This window comes from Sporolactobacillus kofuensis (assembly GCF_024125425.1).
Lineage (GTDB): Bacteria > Bacillota > Bacilli > Bacillales > Sporolactobacillaceae > Sporolactobacillus > Sporolactobacillus kofuensis.
Genome location: NZ_JAMXWN010000014.1, coordinates 1 through 21,271 on the forward strand (window position 1 = coordinate 1; position 21,271 = coordinate 21,271).

Below are 21,271 nucleotides of genomic sequence, written 5' to 3' on the forward strand. Positions count from 1 at the left end.
TACTACTATTCGTTTCGACTTCCAAGAGTGGAACTTCTGCTAAGATCGTGCACGTCCTGTGCACAACGCAGAAGTCACCACATCCTGTGGAAGATCGTTCATAAGATCCATAGCAAATTGAATTGATTAGGGGTTTATAACCCTTATATCACGCTTGGCTTTTGTTCAGTTTTCAAGGAACATTCATTACGTCGTTCTCAACAGCAACTTAATTATCATACCATGCTGTTTCGAAACTGTCAACACTTTTTTATTAAACTATCAAGTCGCTTTTCAGCGACAAAAAATATTATATCTCAACTAAACTATCAAGTCAAGATGTTTTTTTACTATGCCGGATAATCATTTTCTTAAAATCGCGGCGGAATGCTATATTAACATCTCATTTGCAATCCGTCAATCCTTTTCACTATATTGCAGTCTATTAGGCAACGTTCGTACACTAGTGGTAACTAATCTATGTAAGAAACTTTATAAACTGATTTACGCTATTCACTATTGAAAGAAGATGTTTCAACAGTATTTAAAATTCAAACACTATTATTAATTTCCTCATAAAAAGTTTCTATAATCAATGAAATTTCCAAAGATTTTTAGCTGTCACAAAAAAATATTCTTTTCGCTATTCCCCCGAAAAGCAAAAAGGTATATGTTTAAGCAAATAATGTTATTTTTTATTACATCATAATTTTAGGAGGGTTATTTGTGTCAAAAAATCTATCACAAATGAATGGTTCAATCCCTACCAATGCTGCTCAGGCAAAGGTAAAAGAGTATGGTGCAACAGAAACAGTGCCTCATTCCACAGCGCGTAACATGTCCTTTTGGGACATGATTGCGACATGGATCGGCGCCAATGCCAACAATGGTACTTGGTACATTGGCGGTGTTGTTGCAGGTTGTGCGTTTGGTGGCGCACTTGCTGTTACGCTTATTGCAAATCCGATTGCGTATATCTTCATGGCTCTTGTTGGTTACATGGGCTACAAAGTCGGCACTTCAACAATGGCACTCACCCGTCCATCCTTTGGTGTACGCGGAAGTTCATTGCCCACTATAGTAAACCTAACGTCATTTATTGGCTGGACTGCAGTGAACACCTTTATTGCAGCGATATCGATCAGCTTCCTGCTCAAATCAAGCCTTGGGTGGCCTGCTTTCGGTGAAAAAGGCAGCGCGAAAGCGATGATCGTTGGCATTATCATTATGAGCATTCTTCACTTAGTATCAATCTCTCTTGGCCACCGTTCGGTAAAACTGATCGAACGTGTTGGCATGATCTTAGTCTGCATCCTTGGCATTTGGGAAACGATTGTCGTCCTGCAACATGTTTCCTTGAGTCAGATCATTCATTGGCGCCCTTCAAATGCATTATCCCTTCCTTTCGGTACCGCGATGGATACTATGGCAGCATTTAGTCTAGCTTGGATACCGGCAATCGCAGAATTCACACGTTATACAAGGAAAAAATCGAGTGCAACCATTGCCCCGATGATCGGAGCTAATATCGGTTTGTTCTGGTTTGCATTCGTTGGTATTATCGCAACCATTGCTGCGGCAATCTCTACTGGAACGTATAATCCTAACAATTCAGACCCGAGTACCATCGCGAGTCAGCTCGGCCTTGGTTGGCTTGCAATGATTGTCATCGTCATCACAAGTACAACTGCTAATGCAGTAAATCTGATGGCAGCCGGGATTTCTCTGACGAACTTGTCAAAGAAAGTAAAACCTATGCCTGCGCTTTGGGCAGCGACCATTTGTGCCGTCCTACTTACGTTTGTTCCTCTCTTATTCGGTAGCTTTCTCGATTCATTTATTGCATTCCTTGATTACCTTGGCATGGTACTTGGGCCGCTGATCGGCATTATGGTTACAGACTTTTTCTTCGTTAAAAAGAGACACTATGATCCATCTGCTTTTGAAGACACAAAAGGTAAATATTGGTTTACCGCTGGCTTCCATCTCCCTGCTTTAATTTCGTGGGCGATCGGAGTTGTTGCGTTCATCCTTTTACACAACCTTTCCTTCTTCAAAGAAAGCATTGGCGCAACTTATCCAGTTTTAGTTCTATCAGGATTAATTTATTGGTTGCTTACAAGAAATCGCAAATAATTGTTGGGTGGTCTGAAAAATGTTAGTACGTAACGCTCGTTTAACAAACCGTGATGGGCTCTGGCAAATCCTTTTGAATAAAGAGCGTATTGCAAAAATTGAACCAATGGATAATGTACGCAATGACTATTCCGGAGAAACATTGGATGCCGAAGGTGGTTTGGTTATTCCTCCGTTTATAGAACCTCATGTGCATCTTGATACGGTATTAACCGCCGGAGAACCAAAGTGGAACATCAGCGGAACATTATTTGAAGGTATTGAAACATGGTCTCTAAGAAAAAATCAGTTATCTCGAGAGGACGTTCTTTCTCGTGCACAGAAAGCGCTAATGTGGCAAGCCGCTCAAGGCATACAATTTGTCCGAACACATGTCGATGTTGATGATCACGAATTGACTGCATTAAAAGCTTTGCTAGAATTGAAAGAACGCGTATCAGACTGGATGGATATCCAAATTGTAGCCTTCCCTCAGGAAAGTATTCTTGGGTATCCTAAAGGAAAAGAGCTCATAGAAGAAGCAATGGTTCTCGGTGCCGACGCAGTCGGTGGAATTCCCCATTATGAACTCACACGGGAAGATGGGGTCGATTCAATGAAATTTGTTTTTGACCTTGCCGAAAAATATGATCGTCTGATCGACGTGCATTGTGACGAAATTGATGATGAACAATCCCGGTTTGTTGAAGTGATTGCTGCCGAAGCCTATAAACGAGAAATGGGGCACCGTGTGACGGCAAGCCATACAACCGCCATGCATTCTTATAATGGAGCCTATGCTGCGAAACTGTTCCGCGTTCTAAAAATGTCAGGAATCAACTTTGTTGCGAATCCGCTCGTGAATACCCATCTTCAAGGTCGCTTTGATACATATCCGAAACGACGAGGGGTCACACGTGTTAAAGAAATGCTTCAAGCCGGGATCAATGTTTGCTTCGGTCATGATGACATCTTTGACCCGTGGTATCCTCTCGGCACCGGCAATATGCTTCAAGTCCTGTTCATGGGTCTGCATGTCTGCCAGTTAATGGGCTATCAACAGATCACCCGTGCCCTGGATCTAATCACCGTCAATAGTGCCAAAACGCTTCACGTTTCCGAACAGTACGGAATTGAAGAAGGAAAGCCGGCGAATTTTCTAGTTATGTCAGAGTCAGAGAGCTATAATGTGATTCGAAAACTAGCGCCCGTGCGCTACTCCGTTCATAAAGGAAAAGTTCTGGCTGAAACCAAACCAAGTGTAACAAAGATCCTACTTGATAGCGTAGAAACCCCTGTTGACTTTAATTGATTCTTTTAACCGTAGAGGAACTGCTGATTTTCGGCGGTTCCTTTTTTATTGAGGTTTAAGCATATAAATACAAAATCATGTTAATAAGTTACAGGTCTTGAAAAGCTCTGATCGGATTCATTATTTTTGCAGTTTCTGCGCTTTACCCCTACACTAACTATTAGAAAATACAGTTCAGAAAGAAGGATGCACAATGACGATCTATGATTTTACTTTTCCGAAATTAACGGGTAGCGACACCCTTTCTCTCGCAGATTATAAAAATCAAGTACTGTTGGTCGTGAACACAGCCAGCAAGTGCGGCTTCACGCCACAGTATGAAGGACTTGAAAATCTCTATAAGACCTACCATAACCAAGGATTTTCTGTACTCGGCTTTCCCAGTGATAGTTTTCTAAAGCAAGAGTTTGCTGAAGGAGAAAAAACAGCCGAATTCTGCAAACTAAATTACGGCGTTACCTTCCCCCTATTGAAAAAATCAAAAATGAAAGGTAGCGAAATCAATCCGCTGTTCAAATACTTGCTTAATGAAGCAGGCGAAAAAAAGATTACTTGGAACTTCAATAAGTTCTTGATTAACCGTGAAGGAAAAGTCGTGCATTATTATGGATCACGCACGAAACCAGAAAAAATCGAACGTGCTATTCAAACGCTGTTGCAAGATTCAGTGAATGCATAATTTACTTAGATATGAAATTTACGGTTATACGATTTGTTTACACATCATTTTCTAAGCATCTAAATAGTAAAGAAAGGCTTATTTCCGACTCGGAGATAAGCCTTTTTATTATTAATTTTCTTTAAATACTTGATCAATTGGGTGCTGTCCAATCGGTTTATTCATAGGCACGAACTAATTTTTAATTAGCGTCCAATTATTTGTGGTGTAACGATGTTGTAATGCCCTGTTCATTAGAATAAAAGCAATTAAATTCTAGGGACATCTCATAATTAGGGAGGACAATGATGTATAATTGTGCACTGCTAAAATTTAAAGATATTGTGAGTAACGATGGGCATTTAACATCAATTGAGGAGCGCATTGATGTCCCTTTTATCATAAAACGTATTTATTACATTACAGGAGTTGCACAAGATGCTGAAAGAGGTTTTCATGCGCACAAAACACTCCATCAGGTGCTTATCTGCTTGAATGGTTCAATAAAAATACGTCTAAAAACTCCAATCAAGGAAGAACAAATAAAGTTAAATGACCCATCAGTCGGTTTATATATCGGTCCCCTTATTTGGCGTGAAATGTTTGATTTTACAAAAGGTAGTGTATTATTGGTTGCTGCCTCAGACCATTACTCTGAAGATGACTATATCAGAGACTATAATCTCTATTTAGATGAAGCGAAAGATACCTTTTTGAGTCATTCAATTCATGAGTAATCCGTTGTATTCGGCAGTTTCACTTAGGGGTATTTATCAATGATTATTAGTAGGCTACCCAAATAACCCAGAGATATAGATTGGTGGAGAAAAAATGGGGGGATTTTTTTTGAAGGGAATTATCATGGCTGGCGGCAGTGGTACTCGGCTATATCCGATTACGCGTTCAATATCGAAACAATTGCTCCCCGTTTATGACAAACCGATGATTTATTATCCATTGTCCGTTCTCATGTTGGCTGGCATTAGAGAAATCCTGATCATCTCAACACCTCAGGATACCCCGCGCTTTCAAGAATTACTTGGTGACGGTAGAAACTACGGAATACAGCTGAAGTATATGATACAACCAAAGGCTGACGGATTGGCTCGGGCTTTTCAATTAGGTAAAGATTTTATTGGTCACGATCACGTAGCCCTTATTCTCGGTGACAATATTTTCTACGGTGATGATTTCAAAAACATTCTCCAAAAAGCTGCAACTCAAAAGCAAGGAGCTACTGTATTTTGTTATAACGTCAAGGATCCTGAGCAATTTGGCATTATTGGATTTGACACTACGGGAAATGTTACATCAATAGAAGAAAAGCCCAAGCATCCTAAATCAAACTTTGCGGTTACCGGACTTTACTTTTATGATAACCAGGTTGTCGATATTGTAAATGACTTAGAGCCTTCTTCTCGAGGTGAATTGGAAATTACTTCGGTTAATGAGGCGTATTTAAATCAAGGAATGTTGAAAGTTGAATTGCTTGGACGTGGATTTGCTTGGCTGGATACGGGTACACATGAATCGTTGTTAAGTGCTTCCCTCTTTATTCAAACGATTGAAAATCGACAAGGGTTGCAAATTGCATGTATCGAAGAAATTGCTTATCGTATGGGCTATATTGATGAAGACAAATTATTGCAATTAGCTCAACCTTTAAGTAAAAATGGATATGGCCAATATTTGCTGAATTTGTTGAAAGAACAAGCTACATAGTTATGATATGGAGGTTGGGCATTGATGAAGCTGCTAGTAACTGGCGGAGCAGGATTTATCGGTAGCAATTTTATTCATTATATGATGAAGAACTACCCAAGTGATACAATCATTAACTTCGATTTACTCACGTATGCAGGTAACTTAGAAAATCTTGAAGATATCCGAAAAAATCCGAATTATCATTTTGTTCATGGGAATATCTGCAATGATGAACTACTTGATTATGTCATCGATCAATTTGCTGTGGATGCCATTGTTAATTTTGCTGCGGAATCACACGTGGATCGCAGTATTACCGAACCAGGCGTGTTTATCAAAACAAACGTGCTTGGCACGCAAACGTTGCTTGAAGTTGCCAAGAACAAGCATATTCATAAATATCTTCAAGTTTCAACAGATGAAGTCTATGGAACCTTAGGATCAACCGGTTATTTTAAAGAGACAACACCACTCGCACCAAACAGTCCCTATGCATCAAGCAAGGCTTCAGCAGATTTGGTGGTTCGTGCCTATTATGAAACATACGGAATCAATACGAATATCACGCGCTGTTCGAACAACTACGGCCCCTACCATTTTCCAGAGAAATTGATTCCATTAATCATCACAAATGCTCTAGAAAATAAAAAACTGCCCGTCTACGGTGACGGAAAAAATGTTCGCGACTGGCTGTATGTTGAAGACCACTGCCGTGCAATCGATCTCGTCCTCCATCGTGGAAAGCCGGGCGAAGTCTATAATGTTGGCGGACATCATGAAATGCGCAATATTGATCTTATTGAACTCATTCTCGACAAATTGCACAAACCGAACAGCCTAATCAAACATGTTTCAGATCGGCCTGGCCATGACCGGCGCTATGCGATTGACCCGACAAAGATAACAACTGAACTGGGCTGGCATCCGCAGTTTACCTTGGAACAAGGACTGAACAAGACCATTCAATGGTATCAGACGCATATGGAATGGTGGCACAAAATCAAGTCCGGATCATACATGGATTACTACAAGAAACATTATGGGTCATCTAGTTGAACGGAAAGGATACTGACAGTGTGATCCATGATTCTGTGAATCAAACTCATACTCATTTCTACAGCATGATCTAGCGTCTTGACAATCTTGAAAGAAGATGATTGCTTACACTCGGAAAAAGAGGAGCGTTCTCTGTGAATCATCCATTAGTGTCCGTCATTATCTTGACCTACAATAATTTTCACTATCTAGAACAATCCATCGATTCTGTACTCAGTCAAAACTACTCAAATATAGAGCTCATTATTAGTGATGATGGTTCTAAAAATTTTAATAAAACCTTTGTCGAAAATTATTTAAGCGAGAATTTGAATGAAAATATTAAAGATTACAGTGTGATCCAAAACAAGAAGAATTTAGGCATTGTTAAAAACTTCAACAACTCAATAAAAATAAGTAATGGAGAATATATCGTACCGCTAGATTGTGATGATTGTTTTTATGATGAAAACGTAATCCGTTCATTAGTTAAGGAATTCTTAAACACTGGTGCAAATATCATTACCGGCTATATGGACGAATACGACCAAAGCTTGAAAACATTTATACAAAGATCCCCAAATAAGAGTAAATTAATCTTATTCAATAATATGGATCAGCTTTTCGAGGAATTATGTAGAAGAAATTTCATTGCCGGTGCATGCACCTCATATAGCAGAAAGTTATTTGATAAATATGGATTTTTAGATGAAAGTTACACATTTTTAAATGATTATCCTGAATTTTTAAGATTAGCTCGTCTCGGTGAACAGATCTATTTTATTCACACCACCATTATTAAATATCGGTTAGGCGGAATAAGTACCGGGAAAGTCATTAATCCAGCATTTGAAAAAGATGTTAATTTAGTTTTGCGTAAAGAGATACTCCCCTATCGAGAAAAAATAAGTCCCCGTTTATACAGGGTAAAAATGTATGACTACCTCAGAAGGACAGAAAAAAAAGTGAATCTTCTCCTTCTCAGTATTAAGTATTTTGATGTCGTTGTGATCAAAGTTATGGATCGATTAAAAAGTTTCGTTGGAAAATACTTTGTTCATAAATATTAATCTAGGAGATGTATGGTTTTTATGAATATACCCTTCAATAGTTTCAAACCTATGCATCATGAAATAAAACGTGAAGTCCTAGATAAAATTAATGAAATTTATCAAAAGAACTGGTTTATTAATGGATCAGAAGTTGAACAATTTGAGAAAGAATTTGCAAACTACTGCGGAGTTCAGTACTGTATTGGCTGTGGAAATGGCCTTGATGCATTATACCTTATCTTACGAGGATATGGTATTAAAGATGGCGATGAAGTTATTGTCCCCTCGAACACCTTCATCGCTACAGCTCTTGCTGTTTCCTATACCGGAGCAAAACCAGTATTCGTTGAACCTGAACTTAGAACATATAATATTAATCCCGACCTCATAGAAAAAAAAATAAATAATAAAACGAAAGCCATTATTGCCGTGCATTTGTACGGTCAGCCCGCTAGCATGGACAAAATTATTCAGATTGCAAAAAAATATGCTCTCAAAGTTATTGAAGATTCAGCACAAGGACACGGTGCGAAATACAAAGGAAAGAGAACCGGAAACCTTGGAAATGCAGCTGGTTTCAGCTTTTATCCAGGTAAAAATTTAGGTGCACTTGGGGATGCAGGTGCTGTTGTAACCAATGATCCAGCATTGGCGATAAAAATCAAGGCATTAGCAAATTATGGTTCTGACCGAAAATATCATCATATTTATAAAGGCGTAAATTCACGTCTAGATGAAATACAGGCTGCGCTCTTAAGAATAAAGCTCAGAAATTTAGAAAGATGGAACAATCATAGAAATGCGATTGCTAAGAAGTATTTAATAAAAATTGATCATGATAAAATCATTAAACCACATGTAAGTATGGAAGTAGAACCAGTCTGGCATATTTTTGCGGTCAGAACGCGAAACAGAGATGTTTTTCAAAAGTACCTAGCAGAAAATGGAATACAATCCACGATTCATTATCCTATACCTATTCACTTGCAAGATGCCTATCTTGATTTAAATATAAAAAAAGGACAATTGCCCATTGCAGAACAAATCGCAGATGAAATTATCAGTTTACCAATGTGGTATGGAATGACTGATCAGGAAGTCGACTATGTAATTGAGAAAATTAATACCTGGAAGTAGAACGAAATGTAAAGATTCCTCAGTCATGAGTCAATTCGATTTATCGCTTATTCGATTTGTGAACTTTTTGCTGACTATGAAATTATGGATCGCAGGCTTTCAACTGCTTACTAAATTTATCATAAAGGCAGAGTGTTTAAAAATGAAGATAGCCTATTTAATTATTGCCCACAATAATTTTGAACACTTAAAGAGATTGATCAGATCCATTCAAAATGAGAATGTATTCTTTTTTATTCATATTGATCAGAAGGCTCCTCAAATCTCCTTTGATGAATTCTATCATGTTCAATTGATTCCAGAACAGTATTCTATAAAATGGGGCGGTTTTAGCATGGTAAAAGTGACCATTGAATTATTAAAATACGCCTATCATTTTGATGATTTTAACCGTTTTGTCTTATTAAGCGGCGTTGACTATCCTATAAGAAGTAATGAATATATTGAAAATCTCTTTCAAAAGAATCCAACAATTAACTACATAGATACGCAACTGATGCCTTCTATCGATAAGCCATTTGATCGACTTTTCCGGTATTATATAGAATGTGACCGAACGGTTAATCTGCAATCTTTTCCAATTAAAGTCGTCAACAAATTGATCAAACAATCTAGGATTTGGAGAGCTTATCCTGAACAATACCAACACTATAAGCCATTTGCCGGTAGCCAATGGTGGTCGTTTAGCGATGCATTTGTTGACTATCTATTAAATTTTATTTCCACAAACGATGCATTCATTAGGTTCTATTTGCATACCTTCGTGCCAGATGAGATGTTTTTTCAAACAATTATTATGAACTCCCCATTTGCACAAACCGTTAGAAACACACTCACTTTTGCTGACTGGGAACTTGGAGGACCTCCCTATCCTTCACTTATTCGAAAAATACATATGGACCTTCTAAAGAATGAATTAATTTATTCAAATCAAAAAGTAACGATTTACTGTTTTGCAAGAAAATTTACTGATGATTCATCAAAAATTGTTTCTGAACTTGATAAAATCAGATCTAATTTTTGAGTTCACATAGGCATCTCTTGGTCGGCAAATCAATCTATGGAACTCCAAAAAAATACCCACATGTACTCAACTATGTAAAAGTGGGCATCAATGATTATCTACTTTTGTATTTTTGCAAAGTCTTTCTCATTTCACGATATATCATTCCATCGCGTTTGAAATATTCTTGAACGAAGACGATTGAAAGATAAACGCCCATGCCAAGCACGATTTGGACAATCGTTGTTACTGCGGAAACCCCCATACTTCTTCCCACCAGTCGCACGAGGATCCACATCAGGAACCCTGCAATCAAATAGTCAATTGTATTTCGTGCCATATTTTTGAACGGAACGATTTCTCTAACGAGATAAAGTTGCACAAAAGTTACAGTTAATTCCGCTGCAACAGTACCTACGCTTGCACCAATAGATCCGAACGGAGCAATGAGCATTAGGTTAACAATAAAATTGACTATTGCTCCTGCATACACAGAGATGGTATATTCTTTCATTTTGCCCAATGGCAACATATATTGGGTACCGAATACACCACTCCAGGCCATGAGTACAATCGTTGGCGCAAGAATCACAAGGACCTGAATACATTTTATAAAACTATTTCCCATATACCAAGGAATGAACTCTTCTGCGACTCCTGCTACACCAAACATCAGTGGTATAGCCAGAAACGTGGAAAATTCCAGTGATTTAAATAGATACTCTTTCGCTTTTTCAATCTGGCCGATAGCGAATGTATGAGCCATTCTTGGGAGCATCACTGTCCCAAGTGAAGTAACAACAGATAATGCCATCATCCGAATCTTATCAGCATAATCAAAAATACCAACTTCACTGTTACTTGACACGATGCCAATCATCGTCTTATTCAAAACAAAGTAAATTTGAAGAGCAATTCCTGGAATAAAATAAACAATGGCTGGTTTTAAATGACTTATCATTTGTTTGAATGTAACTCTCACAATCATAATTTGACCTTTAAGATAAAACCACATAATTAGAGAACTGACTAGAACGGATAGACACATAATATAGGTATAGATAGGTAAGTCTGATGGGTTTTTCACCAAAGTAAATACGGCTAATAAAGAAAGGAGTTTAATCACGATATTCCGGGTGACTATTTTTTTAAACATCTCAACACCAAAGAAAAACCAGGAGCAATCGAAGACAATTCCTAATAAACTAATCGTCTGAATCAACGCAATTGTCTTATCTTGCTGAATGAAAAAAACAGCCAAGATTAAATAGCCAATAACCGAACTAAGCGTGAGTATCAATTGAAGAAAATAGAGGCTGAAAAAGTTCTCACTCATCTTTCTTTTATTATCTCTCGTCATGGCAATGATCTTATTTCCATAGGTATCAATACCAAGCATGCCGATAAAAGAGAAGTAGGAAATAATGGAAGCTGTATAAGCATAGGTACCGACACCATGAGGAAGCAAAACACGCGAAACATAAGGAACCGTAATCAGAGGTAAGATCATTACCAATATTTGATAGAGAAGATTATAGAGATAATTTTTCTTAACACTCATATTATCGTTACCCCTCTAATGATCATTTGTCAAAACAGAGTATTAACTAGAGGCTTTCCGGTATTGAATTGGCGCAGAGTCTCAAACGATGCTGTTTACGTGAATAAACTGATGTGTCTAACCCATAAACCAGAACCCTTTTCAAATTAACACCTCCTCCGTGGTCTAATCTCTTATTCTATTTCAGGAATTAGTGCAATAGATTGTGAGGAATTAGCTTACACCTCGATGCTTCCACTTGTAAAAGAGCTTGAATATTGGCGTATAAATGAGTGAAAACCATCCGACAAGCAACAATTGCAAACGACGTGCAAAGGATAACTCAATAGTTGCTATCAGCTCTGAATAATATTTACGGACAATCTTTTTCGTCTTTTGTTTGTAGGCAATCCATTTGGGATCATTTACACCGGTTCGAAGAATCAAATCGTAAATGCCCAACAAGGCGAACACATAGCCCGAAATGGCATAGATTTCGATTGACGGATATTTCTTTCTCACAAGCGCTAACATTTTTTCTGCAGATTGTATTGAGCAAAGATCAATATCCGAACGATGCGTAATACTTCCAGAGCGCTGCCGATAATAGTATTTTGGTGTAGAGTCATAGACTATCGTGCCTGCTCGATCAAGCAAAGTATAGGTTACACTATAGTCTTCACCAGTGTGTCCTAGGGGAAATCGTACATGATCAAACAACTGTTTTGCATAAAGTTTGTCCCAAACACCAACACCGAAGTAGCCGATACTGTTTATGAATCGAAAGGCCTGCTCACTATTCATCACTAAATAGACATTTTCTTTTTTTTCAGGACGCCGAATAGATTTTCCAAAGACCTGAAATTCACTACATATGGACATATCAGCCCTTTCTTTTCTAAGATTGGTCATAAGGAACTCATAGGTATCGTTTTGTATCCAATCATCACAATCAACAAAAGCAATATAATCACCTGTTGCACGATCCAAAGCAACGTTCAGTGCTGAAGAAGGACCACCATTCTTTTTGTGGATCACGAGAATACGAGAATCTTTTTCTGCCCATAAGTCACAAATTTCCGGACTGCGATCTGGAGATCCATCATCTACGAGAATAATTTCGAGATTCCGATACGTTTGATTAACAATGCTTTCGATACATTGTTCAAGATATTGTTCCGTTTGATACACAGCAACAATTACGCTAATTAGCGGATCCACGGCAAGCCTGCCTCCTTTAATAACAACCATTACTTATTTCAATTACCTATGTTTTATTATTTATCATAGAAAACGCTTCTTTTGGTTTTCAGCACAGTTTGCAAAAGGTATATTCTCGCACTAACTGAAGCTATGATTGGCCAACAAAGATCTCCTCTAATTTCTTTGCTTCCGTCTCAATATCGTATCCTGATGCTTTGATCATCGTTGATGTATCTGAGCGCACGTACTCTTTATGATTCAAAATCAAGCTTGCCCAGCATGAAGCTGATTGTTTTAAAGAGTAATAGTTCATTAATTTAGTAATAGCAGCTTCTTTTGTAACCGCAGTCGATGCAATGACCTGCAATCCCGCTGCCTGTGCTTCTATGCTAACCACTGGCAATCCCTCATATCTTGAAGGGAGTAGAAACAGGTCCATTGCCTGCATCCATTCATTGACATTATTTCTCATGCCCATAAAAATAACAGCGTCTGTTATGCCTAACAAATCTACTTTTTCCCTCATGTTAGCCTCGAGTTTGCCGCTCCCTATTAATACCAATACTGTCTGAGGGCATCGCTTATGCATCTCATAAAAGACATCAATAATAAATTTATGGTTTTTTTGATTATGAAATCTGCCGACATGACCAATGACGAAAATTTGATCCGTGATTCCCAGTATTTTCCTATAGTTCTTTCGTACTGGACGAGAAAAAGAGTAAAGGGTTGTTTCTATTGCATTATGAATGAGTTTATAGCGGCTTCCTGACATTATTTTTTTCGAATAGAACCATGAACCCGCAGCATTGGAACAAGCCCAATAATCTGTAGCATATCTTCGCAAAAACAGTTTATTCCAGTAATGAAAAATTTTTTTCACGAATCCATCAGTCTCTTGAGTATTATGACTATGAATGATCCTCGTTGTAACGCCGTATCTTTTAGCGAATTTTAAATAATCGATATTTGCTAAGCTGCAACTATTCACCCATATCGACTTATAATTTTGCCCGTTTTGAGCGAAGAAGCATTTTAAGTCTTTAATATATTGAAAGAGATGGTGCACCTTGCCGTGAATATGCCACACTCTACCTCCAAGCGTTTGAATTTCATCTTCGTAAGCGATTTTTGGAAAGATGGTCAAGAAGTCAAATTGAACCCGCTTTTTGTTCATCTGTCGATAATAGTTCATGAGAAAGCTCTCAACGCCGCCTTTATTGGCAGTCATGCCAACGACAAGAATCCTGTTCATTTTTTTCACCCACAAATTCTTTAATGAATTTAATTGCTGAACGCTAGGAATAATCTTTAATTTAAAAGTTCATGAGCAAATGTGTGGTAATAATGATCAAGATTCAACCCTTCTGCATTTTTACGACTTGCCTCAGCCATACGTTCACGTAATGCTTTTTTCGAAAGTAAGGTATTCATTGACTCTGCCAAATGGGTTACGAGTTCTTTATCTCTAGCCAATAAAACAGCACAATCCTTATTCACGTACTCTGGGATACCACCTGATACGGTTGTGATCAGCGGCAATCCGGATGCCATGGATTCGATAACGGTTAATGGAGCCGGATCATCCCACATCGATGGCACAACAGCCAAGTCTGCCATTGCATAAATCGAAGGCATCTGTTGGTAAGCAACAAAACCTGTAAATATGATCTTGTCGTTCATCGATTCTGCAAGCTTTTTCAATCCAGTTTCATAGTCGCTCTCCATCTTACTGCCATAGAAATAACCACCGACGATAACTAGCTTTGCATCCGGAATATTCGCCTGCCTGAATGCGAGCAGCAATTCCTTAATCCCTTTTTCCTTAGAGAGCCGCCCCGAAAATAAGATAATCTTTTCATTCTCTGCAATTCCATATTTTCTGCGAACATTCATTGCTTCTTTTCTGCTTTTAATACTTCCAAACAGAGCTGTATCTACACAATTCTTAAGCACAATCAAATGTTTTGGTGGGGATCCTTCAAAGAAAATTTCTAGTGTATTATTGATGTAGCGGCTCACACCGAGCACTTTCTTACAGTTGCGAATAAGTTCCCGACAATTGTAGTCCTTGGTGACCTCATTATGAAGATGATAATAATATCTACCAAGGTACTTGCGAGAATTCCCATATTTTTTCAATGCCATAAATAGTGTTGCATGATTTTCAAGCACAACTTTATCGTAATTGTTCTTTTTTAAATACTTTCCGACTTTATAAATGTAATGAAGTCTCTGAACGATATATCGATAGGACATATGCTTCTCTATTTTTATTTTTTTTGCGATGAAATAAATAATCCGATCACAAATTCGAAGTAGATAAGGAGGTTTTATGAACACATACGCCGAGTTTCTCTTGCTGGCAGCAATTCTAACCGCTTTTTCATGATAGGTACTAAAAATGATTAGTTTAAACAGTTGATAGCGCTCATTCTCATTCACAAGATTATCCACTAACGCTTCTACTGCTCCTCCCATCGCAGCTGGAACAGGTAAATATCCAGATGTAACGATCGCAATATTCATTGACGATCCTCCCTTAAAAGCGGATGATAAAATTTTTTGCATGCTTCTTGCGCACAGGAACTTTCGGAGCTAAAGCCAAACCGACTAAGAAAAAATAGTTCATAACAGCGGGGGGATACAAAAATGATCCGTCAATCATAAATGCAATTAGTACACAAATCATCCCAATGGCTGCAAGGTCATTCTGTTTATAAACGCTGATGATCGCTGAAATAAAGATGCCAAGAAATCCAATAAATCCGAAAATACCGTACATTTGAAATGAGTAAAACAGTCCCTCAACATAATTGATTTCATCCCAGGGCAAACCAACGATCAGAAATCTGAGAAACTCAGCTTCAGTTAAATGATTAATTTGTGAAAACGCACTTGCATATTGCAAGGTACGCCCGGCACCGGTCGGATCTGATATCGTTTGCTGCATATAACGTGCATAGGCTTGTTGAAGAAATGAACTATCCGCATGAATGAGGTATAAAATTCCAAAACCGGAAATGAACAAAACCGCCGCCAGGAACAGGAGCTGATGATGATCATTTAATTTGTTTTTCACAAGCATCAGAATAAATATAAGAAAGATAACAAAGGGAATCATGATCGATCGCGAGCCACTCAGAAATAAACCGACAAGCCCGAAAACAATGGCTGCGTATTTAAGCACTTTTTGTTTCATCGTTAATGGAAACCATGAGAGCAGGAACGGAATGCCCATCGCATAAAATAAACCGACTCCGTTTCCATTTTGATAAGTTGATGGCATTTTCTGTGCTTCTCCAGAGATCGCCATACCGAAGCCAATCGGTTTGTCTGCTAAATCCTGACCAAATGTATACGTGAGTCCTGGAATTGCCGTCGCGACAATACCGGCAATCCTTTGTATCAGTGCATAACTTCCCACAATAATAAGAGAAAACGCCAGAATTTTTATTGCCTTTTGAGCATCCATTGACCTTCCAATGCCGATTGCCAGCGGTGAAGCAAAAACAACCATAGCCGCTGTGATTTGAAATGACGAAAGACTGCCCAAATTAATGACAAAGGCTAGCAACACAGAACATGCAAAAAGAACATAAGATACGGACAAACCTTTTATTTGGTTAATTGCTGAAATCACATGTAACTGGCATTTTATTAGCGCAAACAAAAATAAGAACATAGCAATCGTTATTGGAACACCAATCTGCACTCCTGCCTTTGGAAAAGTAAATGTTATGAATTCAAAAAAATAATTCAGCATTAACCTAATCCCCTTACTATCGATCTGTCCCAATTAAATGATGCATATTCTCATTTTTTCTTTTCATGACTGCTATTTTTTCAAAACATCGAGCTTACTGATCGGTTGCCGAATGCGAACGGTTAGTTTGATCATTCCTATTAATCAGTTGCTCATAAACCTCTACTATTCTGCGATTTAGTTTGTCGCTTGTATATTTTTCTTTATAGATTGCATAGCCTTGTTCCCCCAAGGTTTCTAGATCACGTTTACTGACCGTTGTTAGAATCTTCGTTAATTGTTCTAAATGGTTTAGGTCAAATAAATAACCGTTCACTCCATCCGTCACTAATTCAGGAAGATCTCCTCGATTACTGGCAATGATCGGTTTTTTGTTCTTCATCGCTTCTATTGCGACCAATCCAAAACCCTCCCATCTGGATGGAATGATGATCGCATCAAATTTTTCATAATAACTGTCAATGATTTGATGATCAACCCAACCTAGTGTCGTGACATTATTTGGAATTTCCATAAGCGCCGGATCCAGAACATTCTGCCCTATTGCATATAAATTGACATTTTCCAGAGGGGAATTCTTAAAGTAATCAAATAAAAGATCAATGCCCTTTTGCCTATCAAACCGTCCAACAAAAAGTAGATTAATTTTCGTTTGATCAAGATTTAGCGAGAGATCCTCACCTTTAAATAGTCGGTCTTCAATCCCATTTGGAATCACTATTGATTTCTGCTTGGGTATCTTATAGAGTTGTGAACCAATAAACTCTTTATTCGATATATTGACAATAATGTCTGTTTTTCTCGCGAGCAAGCGCTCTAACCATCCGTAAATATATTTTTTTATCTGAGAGATCTCCATCATGAATGACCATCCATGGGCACAATACACAATTTTGGGGCGTTTCATTTTGAAAAAAAACCACACGCGAACAAATAAACCAGCAAAGGAACTATGAATGTGAACAATATCAGGTTTTAACTTAGTTATCGCTTGATGAACTTCGATGATCGCAGGAAGTACTTTGGATAATTTCCTTTTATAGTGGTAATAGTGAAAATGGACGCCATCGATCGGTAGATTGTCAGAATTATAGTCACTCATTAACACATGAACACTACTTACCTGATCTGCGGACACTTGAAATTTTAAAACCTCGTTTATATAAGTTGATATCCCGCCTCGAACATACTCACAAACATGTAAAATTCTCATTGCTATCCGCCCTCACCCTCTAAGAAGCTTCTATAAATTTTTTTTACCAGCCGGGCTTCATAAGATTGGTGCAGCGATATCTGGTTCAATAAATGGTGATTATCTAATAGGAATTTTTAGAATGAAAAATAATGAAAAGTGTTTTAATCATAATTTTGATATCGAATAGAGTGCTTCTCTTCTTAATGTACTCAATATCTAATTCAACCATCGTTTCAAATCCTACACTGCTTCTCGCCTCAACTTGCCAGAGACCCGTACAACCTGGCTTAACGAGTAACCGTTGCTTATCATATTGGGAATATTGTTGTACTTCCCGGAGCAGCGGTGGGCGGGGCCCGACTAAACTCATTTCTCCTTTTAATACATTTAATAATTGAGGAAACTCATCTAAGCTTGTTTTCCGCAAAAATCGGCCAACCTGAGTAACTCTTGGGTCATTTTTTATTTTGAACATAGCTCCTGACGATTCATTTTTATCAAGCAGATCATCCAACAGGTCTTCAGCGTGATGCACCATTGATCGGAATTTATAGATGCGAAATTGTTCACCGTTCTTTCCAACTCGATTTTGCTTGAAAAATATTGGGCCCTCAGGATCATTTAGTTTAATAATGATCGAGATCAATAGGAACAGTGGTGACAAAAAGATTAGCCCTACTAAAGCACCACATAGATCCATTACTCTTTTTATGAATAAATAGCCGGGTGTCTCCCTTAAATGTAGTTGAAGATTTTGCATGTTTTCTCTAATGTTCATTGTCGTATCGTAAGTTTTCTCAGCCGGCGGCTTTGAGAAAGCCATAATGTCTGCCTCCTGTAGACAATAGATAGTAGTCATCTTGAATGAAGAGGAATGCAGATCGACGAGAAAAGAAGCTTATTATTCTATCAATGTTCGCTATAGTTGTAGTGATACCGGTCTTTTCTACGTACTTTCTTATCATTCAACACCATACCAAGAAGTTTGCCATTAACTTCTGAAAACACATGAGCTGCTTTCCGAACGTTCTCGAATTCTGAGGTTCCGCTTTTTACCACCATTAAGATTCCGTCACATAGGTTTGCCAGTAGCCGAGCATCTGTAACAGCCAAGATCGGTGGAGAATCAATAATCACTTGATCAAAATGTTCCTCTGCCTGCCTGATCACGTCTTCCATTTCCGCAGAACTCAGTAAATCAGCGGGATTAGGTGGGACAGGTCCACTAGTCATGAGATAGAGCTGATCCAAAATAGTCGATCGAAGTACACTTGAGGCCTTCGCTTGCCCTGTTAGCACATTCGTCAGCCCTTTTCGGTTATTCCGATCAAAAAATCGATGCTGTGTCGGCTTTCGAGTGTCCGCATCGATCAGTAGCACTTGTTTCCCCTGTTGCGCCATGACGACGGCCAAATTCGCAGCTGTTGTTGATTTTCCCTCACCAGATTCAGCCGAAGTCACGACCAATGATTTTAAACCTCCTCCTGCTTTAGCAAAGGAAATATTTGTTCGTAATGTGCGATATTGTTCAGAAATCGAAGAGTTTTCCTGAAAAAAGGTGACAAGAGCATACGGTTCCCCTTTCTCTTTCATCACACGTCTAAAAAGGCGTCTTCTCTTTCTAAACATTTCTAACCTTGTTGTGTTAGGTACCTTTTTATCAACTATTTTTCTGTGCCTGTCTTGATTACCAAAATGCTCAATAACGCCAACCACGGGGAAACCTAATTTCTGTTCAATGTCTTCTTCTGTCTTAATCGTGTTATCCAGATATTCAATCAGAAAAACAAGACCAGTCGAGAACAATAAACCAAGGATTACTGCGACAGTGAGATTTTTGGTGAGATTTGGCGAAACCTGTCCACTACTCGCAGACACAGTTGCTGGTGAAATCAAACTGACGTTATCCACTTTCAAAAACTCTTGCACTTGCGCTTTGAACTCCCTAGCAACACTGTTCACGATGCGTACGGAAAGTTCCGCACGATTCGTCTCTGCTGTTATCGAAAAGATCTGGGATTGTTCACTCGTTTCGACAGTTAAGGTGCCTTGTAATTCTTCTGTCGTCCAGTTCAGATTTAAATCTCGAATGACCTTTTTTAATACTGACGGATCATCGATCAATTCACTGTACGTGTTTACAAGCTGGACATTTGTTTGAACGGCATTCGAATTATAGAGCATTTTTCCATTGCCTAAATTTACAAGAATTCGAGTCGTCGCATCGTACTTTGGTGTCATGAAAAAGTTGGTGGCAATCGCTCCGATTAGGACGGCGACAAAAGTTATGGAAGCGATCAACCATATCCGCTTCCTAACAATCAGATAGATTTCCTTTAATCCCACTGTCTTTTTCATCAAAGTTCCTCCAAATGTCGTTCAAGTTCACCCAATCTGACTATCAGGTAGGGAACAAATAGTTCTTCATTTTTATTACACGTATCATACAGAACAGGACGTAACACAATCATTACACGGACATGCCACATCTGAGTGAAGTGAAGCATCAGATTATTGGAATACAAACTTTTTCTTTGCCACCATCTCATGTTGAGTTCTCAATAATGTATGTACTTGAACTGTTTTAGAGATTGTAAGATACAGGATTATCCATAAGCCCATCCATTTTTATAAAAAATAATGAATACTCTTCTCGAAAAGAGCATTCATTTTATACATAGGGATCTGATTTTTTGGATTTAATCAGTTTGTATCGTGTGGGGGAACAACCAATGCAAAAAATACACACTGAAATTGGAGACTGTCTTTTCGAGGTTCAAGCAGATTCGGCGACTCTAATGACTATGTTTACAAGAAATTTTATTTGTGTAAGTAATGTTCAAGATCAATCAGCAAACATGATCATATATATCCATGGTGGCTATGATACGCCTATCGTAAAAAAAGGCTCCAAACACACGCATGAACAGTGTTCATTGATGATCCAACAGAATGACTATGTCATTATCGTTGAAAAGCACTTCAGCTCCGCTCATCTCTATGTTTATCATCTTCAAGCGCTAATTACAGCTTTTTACAACTTATACAGTCTGCTCATTGTTCATAACGAATGGGGTATCATGGTGAACTGCAGATACATGATCAAACAGGGTGAAGCGCACCTCGAGTTAACTAGGTTAGCGAACAACGCACATGAAATAAGCACTTGTGCAGAAGACAAGGTGGGAACGGTCCTGATCAAAATTTCTCCAAATGGTGCGACCCTATTCGAATGTACAGCTCAGAATATTGAATCAGCTGAATTCTATCCAATAGGCAGCATTAGGTTTTCTAATCAATTTTCCCCCAAAAAAATAAGAAAAACGCAAGTAATGTTACAGCTTCTCGACTCTGTACCCTATTTGCCAAATGAAAACGAGTCGATGCTGCACATGATTTCAATGCTCAAGCAATTCGTTGCTGTCACTCCGATTCTGGGATGTTCTACTGATCGAAAATTCATCTCGTGACTTGACTTGATCAAATGAAACTCTATTTATTGAGGAACACTCAAGCAACATTGGGTTCGAGGAATGCTATTCTTCCAAACATGGTTTGGCTTATGATGATGC

At 38.4% G+C, this 21,271-nt stretch carries 18 protein-coding genes and 1 pseudogene; 10 read left to right on the forward strand and 9 right to left on the reverse strand.

Annotation, left to right across the window (positions count from 1 at the left end):
• Nucleotides 1–705: 705 nt before the first annotated feature.
• The 9 genes from NIE32_RS11300 to NIE32_RS11340 all read left to right on the forward strand — a co-directional run bounded on the left by NIE32_RS11300 (nt 706) and on the right by NIE32_RS11340 (nt 10,016).
• Nucleotides 706–2,115 (forward strand): cytosine permease, encoded by a 1,410-nt coding sequence (locus NIE32_RS11300; protein WP_253077009.1) that lies wholly within the window; start codon nt 706–708, stop codon nt 2,113–2,115.
• Nucleotides 2,116–2,134: 19 nt separating this feature from the next.
• Entirely contained in the window at nt 2,135–3,406 is a 1,272-nt protein-coding gene (gene codA, locus NIE32_RS11305) for a cytosine deaminase (RefSeq protein WP_253077010.1), read from the forward strand.
• A 193-nt stretch (nt 3,407–3,599) separates the two neighbouring features.
• On the forward strand, nt 3,600–4,085 hold the full coding sequence (locus NIE32_RS11310; RefSeq protein WP_253077011.1) for a glutathione peroxidase: 486 nt from the start codon (nt 3,600–3,602) through the stop codon (nt 4,083–4,085).
• 284 nt (nt 4,086–4,369) lie between these two features.
• The gene (locus NIE32_RS11315) at nt 4,370–4,801 is read left to right on the forward strand and encodes a sugar 3,4-ketoisomerase (protein ID WP_253077012.1); all 432 of its coding nucleotides are present in this window, start codon (nt 4,370–4,372) and stop codon (nt 4,799–4,801) included.
• A gap of 109 nt (nt 4,802–4,910) precedes the next feature.
• Nucleotides 4,911–5,786, forward strand: coding sequence for a glucose-1-phosphate thymidylyltransferase RfbA (gene rfbA / locus NIE32_RS11320; RefSeq protein ID WP_253077013.1), 876 nt, complete (start codon nt 4,911–4,913; stop codon nt 5,784–5,786).
• A gap of 24 nt (nt 5,787–5,810) precedes the next feature.
• Nucleotides 5,811–6,824 carry a dTDP-glucose 4,6-dehydratase gene (rfbB, locus tag NIE32_RS11325; RefSeq protein ID WP_253077068.1) on the forward strand — a complete coding sequence of 338 codons (1,014 nt, stop codon included), beginning with the start codon at nt 5,811–5,813 and terminating at the stop codon, nt 6,822–6,824.
• Nucleotides 6,825–6,958: 134 nt separating this feature from the next.
• Nucleotides 6,959–7,873 carry a glycosyltransferase family 2 protein gene (locus NIE32_RS11330; protein ID WP_253077014.1) on the forward strand — a complete coding sequence of 305 codons (915 nt, stop codon included), beginning with the start codon at nt 6,959–6,961 and terminating at the stop codon, nt 7,871–7,873.
• A gap of 21 nt (nt 7,874–7,894) precedes the next feature.
• On the forward strand, nt 7,895–8,992 hold the full coding sequence (locus tag NIE32_RS11335) for a DegT/DnrJ/EryC1/StrS family aminotransferase (RefSeq protein ID WP_253077015.1): 1,098 nt from the start codon (nt 7,895–7,897) through the stop codon (nt 8,990–8,992).
• Nucleotides 8,993–9,134: 142 nt separating this feature from the next.
• Nucleotides 9,135–10,016: a beta-1,6-N-acetylglucosaminyltransferase gene (locus NIE32_RS11340; RefSeq protein ID WP_253077016.1), complete on the forward strand. Its 882-nt coding sequence runs from the start codon at nt 9,135–9,137 to the stop codon at nt 10,014–10,016.
• Nucleotides 10,017–10,110: 94 nt separating this feature from the next.
• On the opposite strand, the gene NIE32_RS11345 is transcribed toward NIE32_RS11340, so the two are convergent.
• The 9 genes and pseudogenes from NIE32_RS11345 to NIE32_RS14430 all read right to left on the reverse strand — a co-directional run.
• A complete protein-coding gene (locus NIE32_RS11345; protein WP_253077017.1) occupies nt 10,111–11,556 on the reverse strand; it encodes a flippase in 1,446 nt (481 codons plus the stop codon).
• 213 nt (nt 11,557–11,769) lie between these two features.
• The gene (locus tag NIE32_RS11350; protein ID WP_253077018.1) at nt 11,770–12,756 is read right to left on the reverse strand and encodes a glycosyltransferase family 2 protein; all 987 of its coding nucleotides are present in this window, start codon (nt 12,754–12,756) and stop codon (nt 11,770–11,772) included.
• Nucleotides 12,757–12,886: 130 nt separating this feature from the next.
• Nucleotides 12,887–13,993 (reverse strand): glycosyltransferase family 1 protein, encoded by a 1,107-nt coding sequence (locus NIE32_RS11355; protein ID WP_253077019.1) that lies wholly within the window; start codon nt 13,991–13,993, stop codon nt 12,887–12,889.
• 56 nt (nt 13,994–14,049) lie between these two features.
• Entirely contained in the window at nt 14,050–15,267 is a 1,218-nt protein-coding gene (locus tag NIE32_RS11360) for a glycosyltransferase family 4 protein (RefSeq protein ID WP_253077020.1), read from the reverse strand.
• A 13-nt stretch (nt 15,268–15,280) separates the two neighbouring features.
• Nucleotides 15,281–16,504: an O-antigen ligase family protein gene (locus tag NIE32_RS11365; RefSeq protein WP_253077021.1), complete on the reverse strand. Its 1,224-nt coding sequence runs from the start codon at nt 16,502–16,504 to the stop codon at nt 15,281–15,283.
• Between the two features lie 94 nt (nt 16,505–16,598).
• Nucleotides 16,599–17,717, reverse strand: a complete 1,119-nt coding sequence (locus NIE32_RS11370; protein ID WP_253077022.1) for a glycosyltransferase — start codon at nt 17,715–17,717, stop codon at nt 16,599–16,601.
• 103 nt (nt 17,718–17,820) lie between these two features.
• Nucleotides 17,821–18,477, reverse strand: a complete 657-nt coding sequence (locus tag NIE32_RS11375) for a sugar transferase (protein ID WP_253077069.1) — start codon at nt 18,475–18,477, stop codon at nt 17,821–17,823.
• A gap of 131 nt (nt 18,478–18,608) precedes the next feature.
• Nucleotides 18,609–19,292: a CpsD/CapB family tyrosine-protein kinase gene (locus NIE32_RS14425; protein ID WP_253077070.1), complete on the reverse strand. Its 684-nt coding sequence runs from the start codon at nt 19,290–19,292 to the stop codon at nt 18,609–18,611.
• Nucleotides 19,293–19,790: 498 nt separating this feature from the next.
• Nucleotides 19,791–20,057, reverse strand: a pseudogene (locus NIE32_RS14430) (Wzz/FepE/Etk N-terminal domain-containing protein); the annotation flags it as partial.
• Between the two features lie 374 nt (nt 20,058–20,431).
• Between NIE32_RS14430 and NIE32_RS11390 the strand changes: the two are divergent.
• The gene (locus tag NIE32_RS11390) at nt 20,432–21,169 is read left to right on the forward strand and encodes a hypothetical protein (protein ID WP_253077023.1); all 738 of its coding nucleotides are present in this window, start codon (nt 20,432–20,434) and stop codon (nt 21,167–21,169) included.
• Nucleotides 21,170–21,271: the final 102 nt, after the last annotated feature.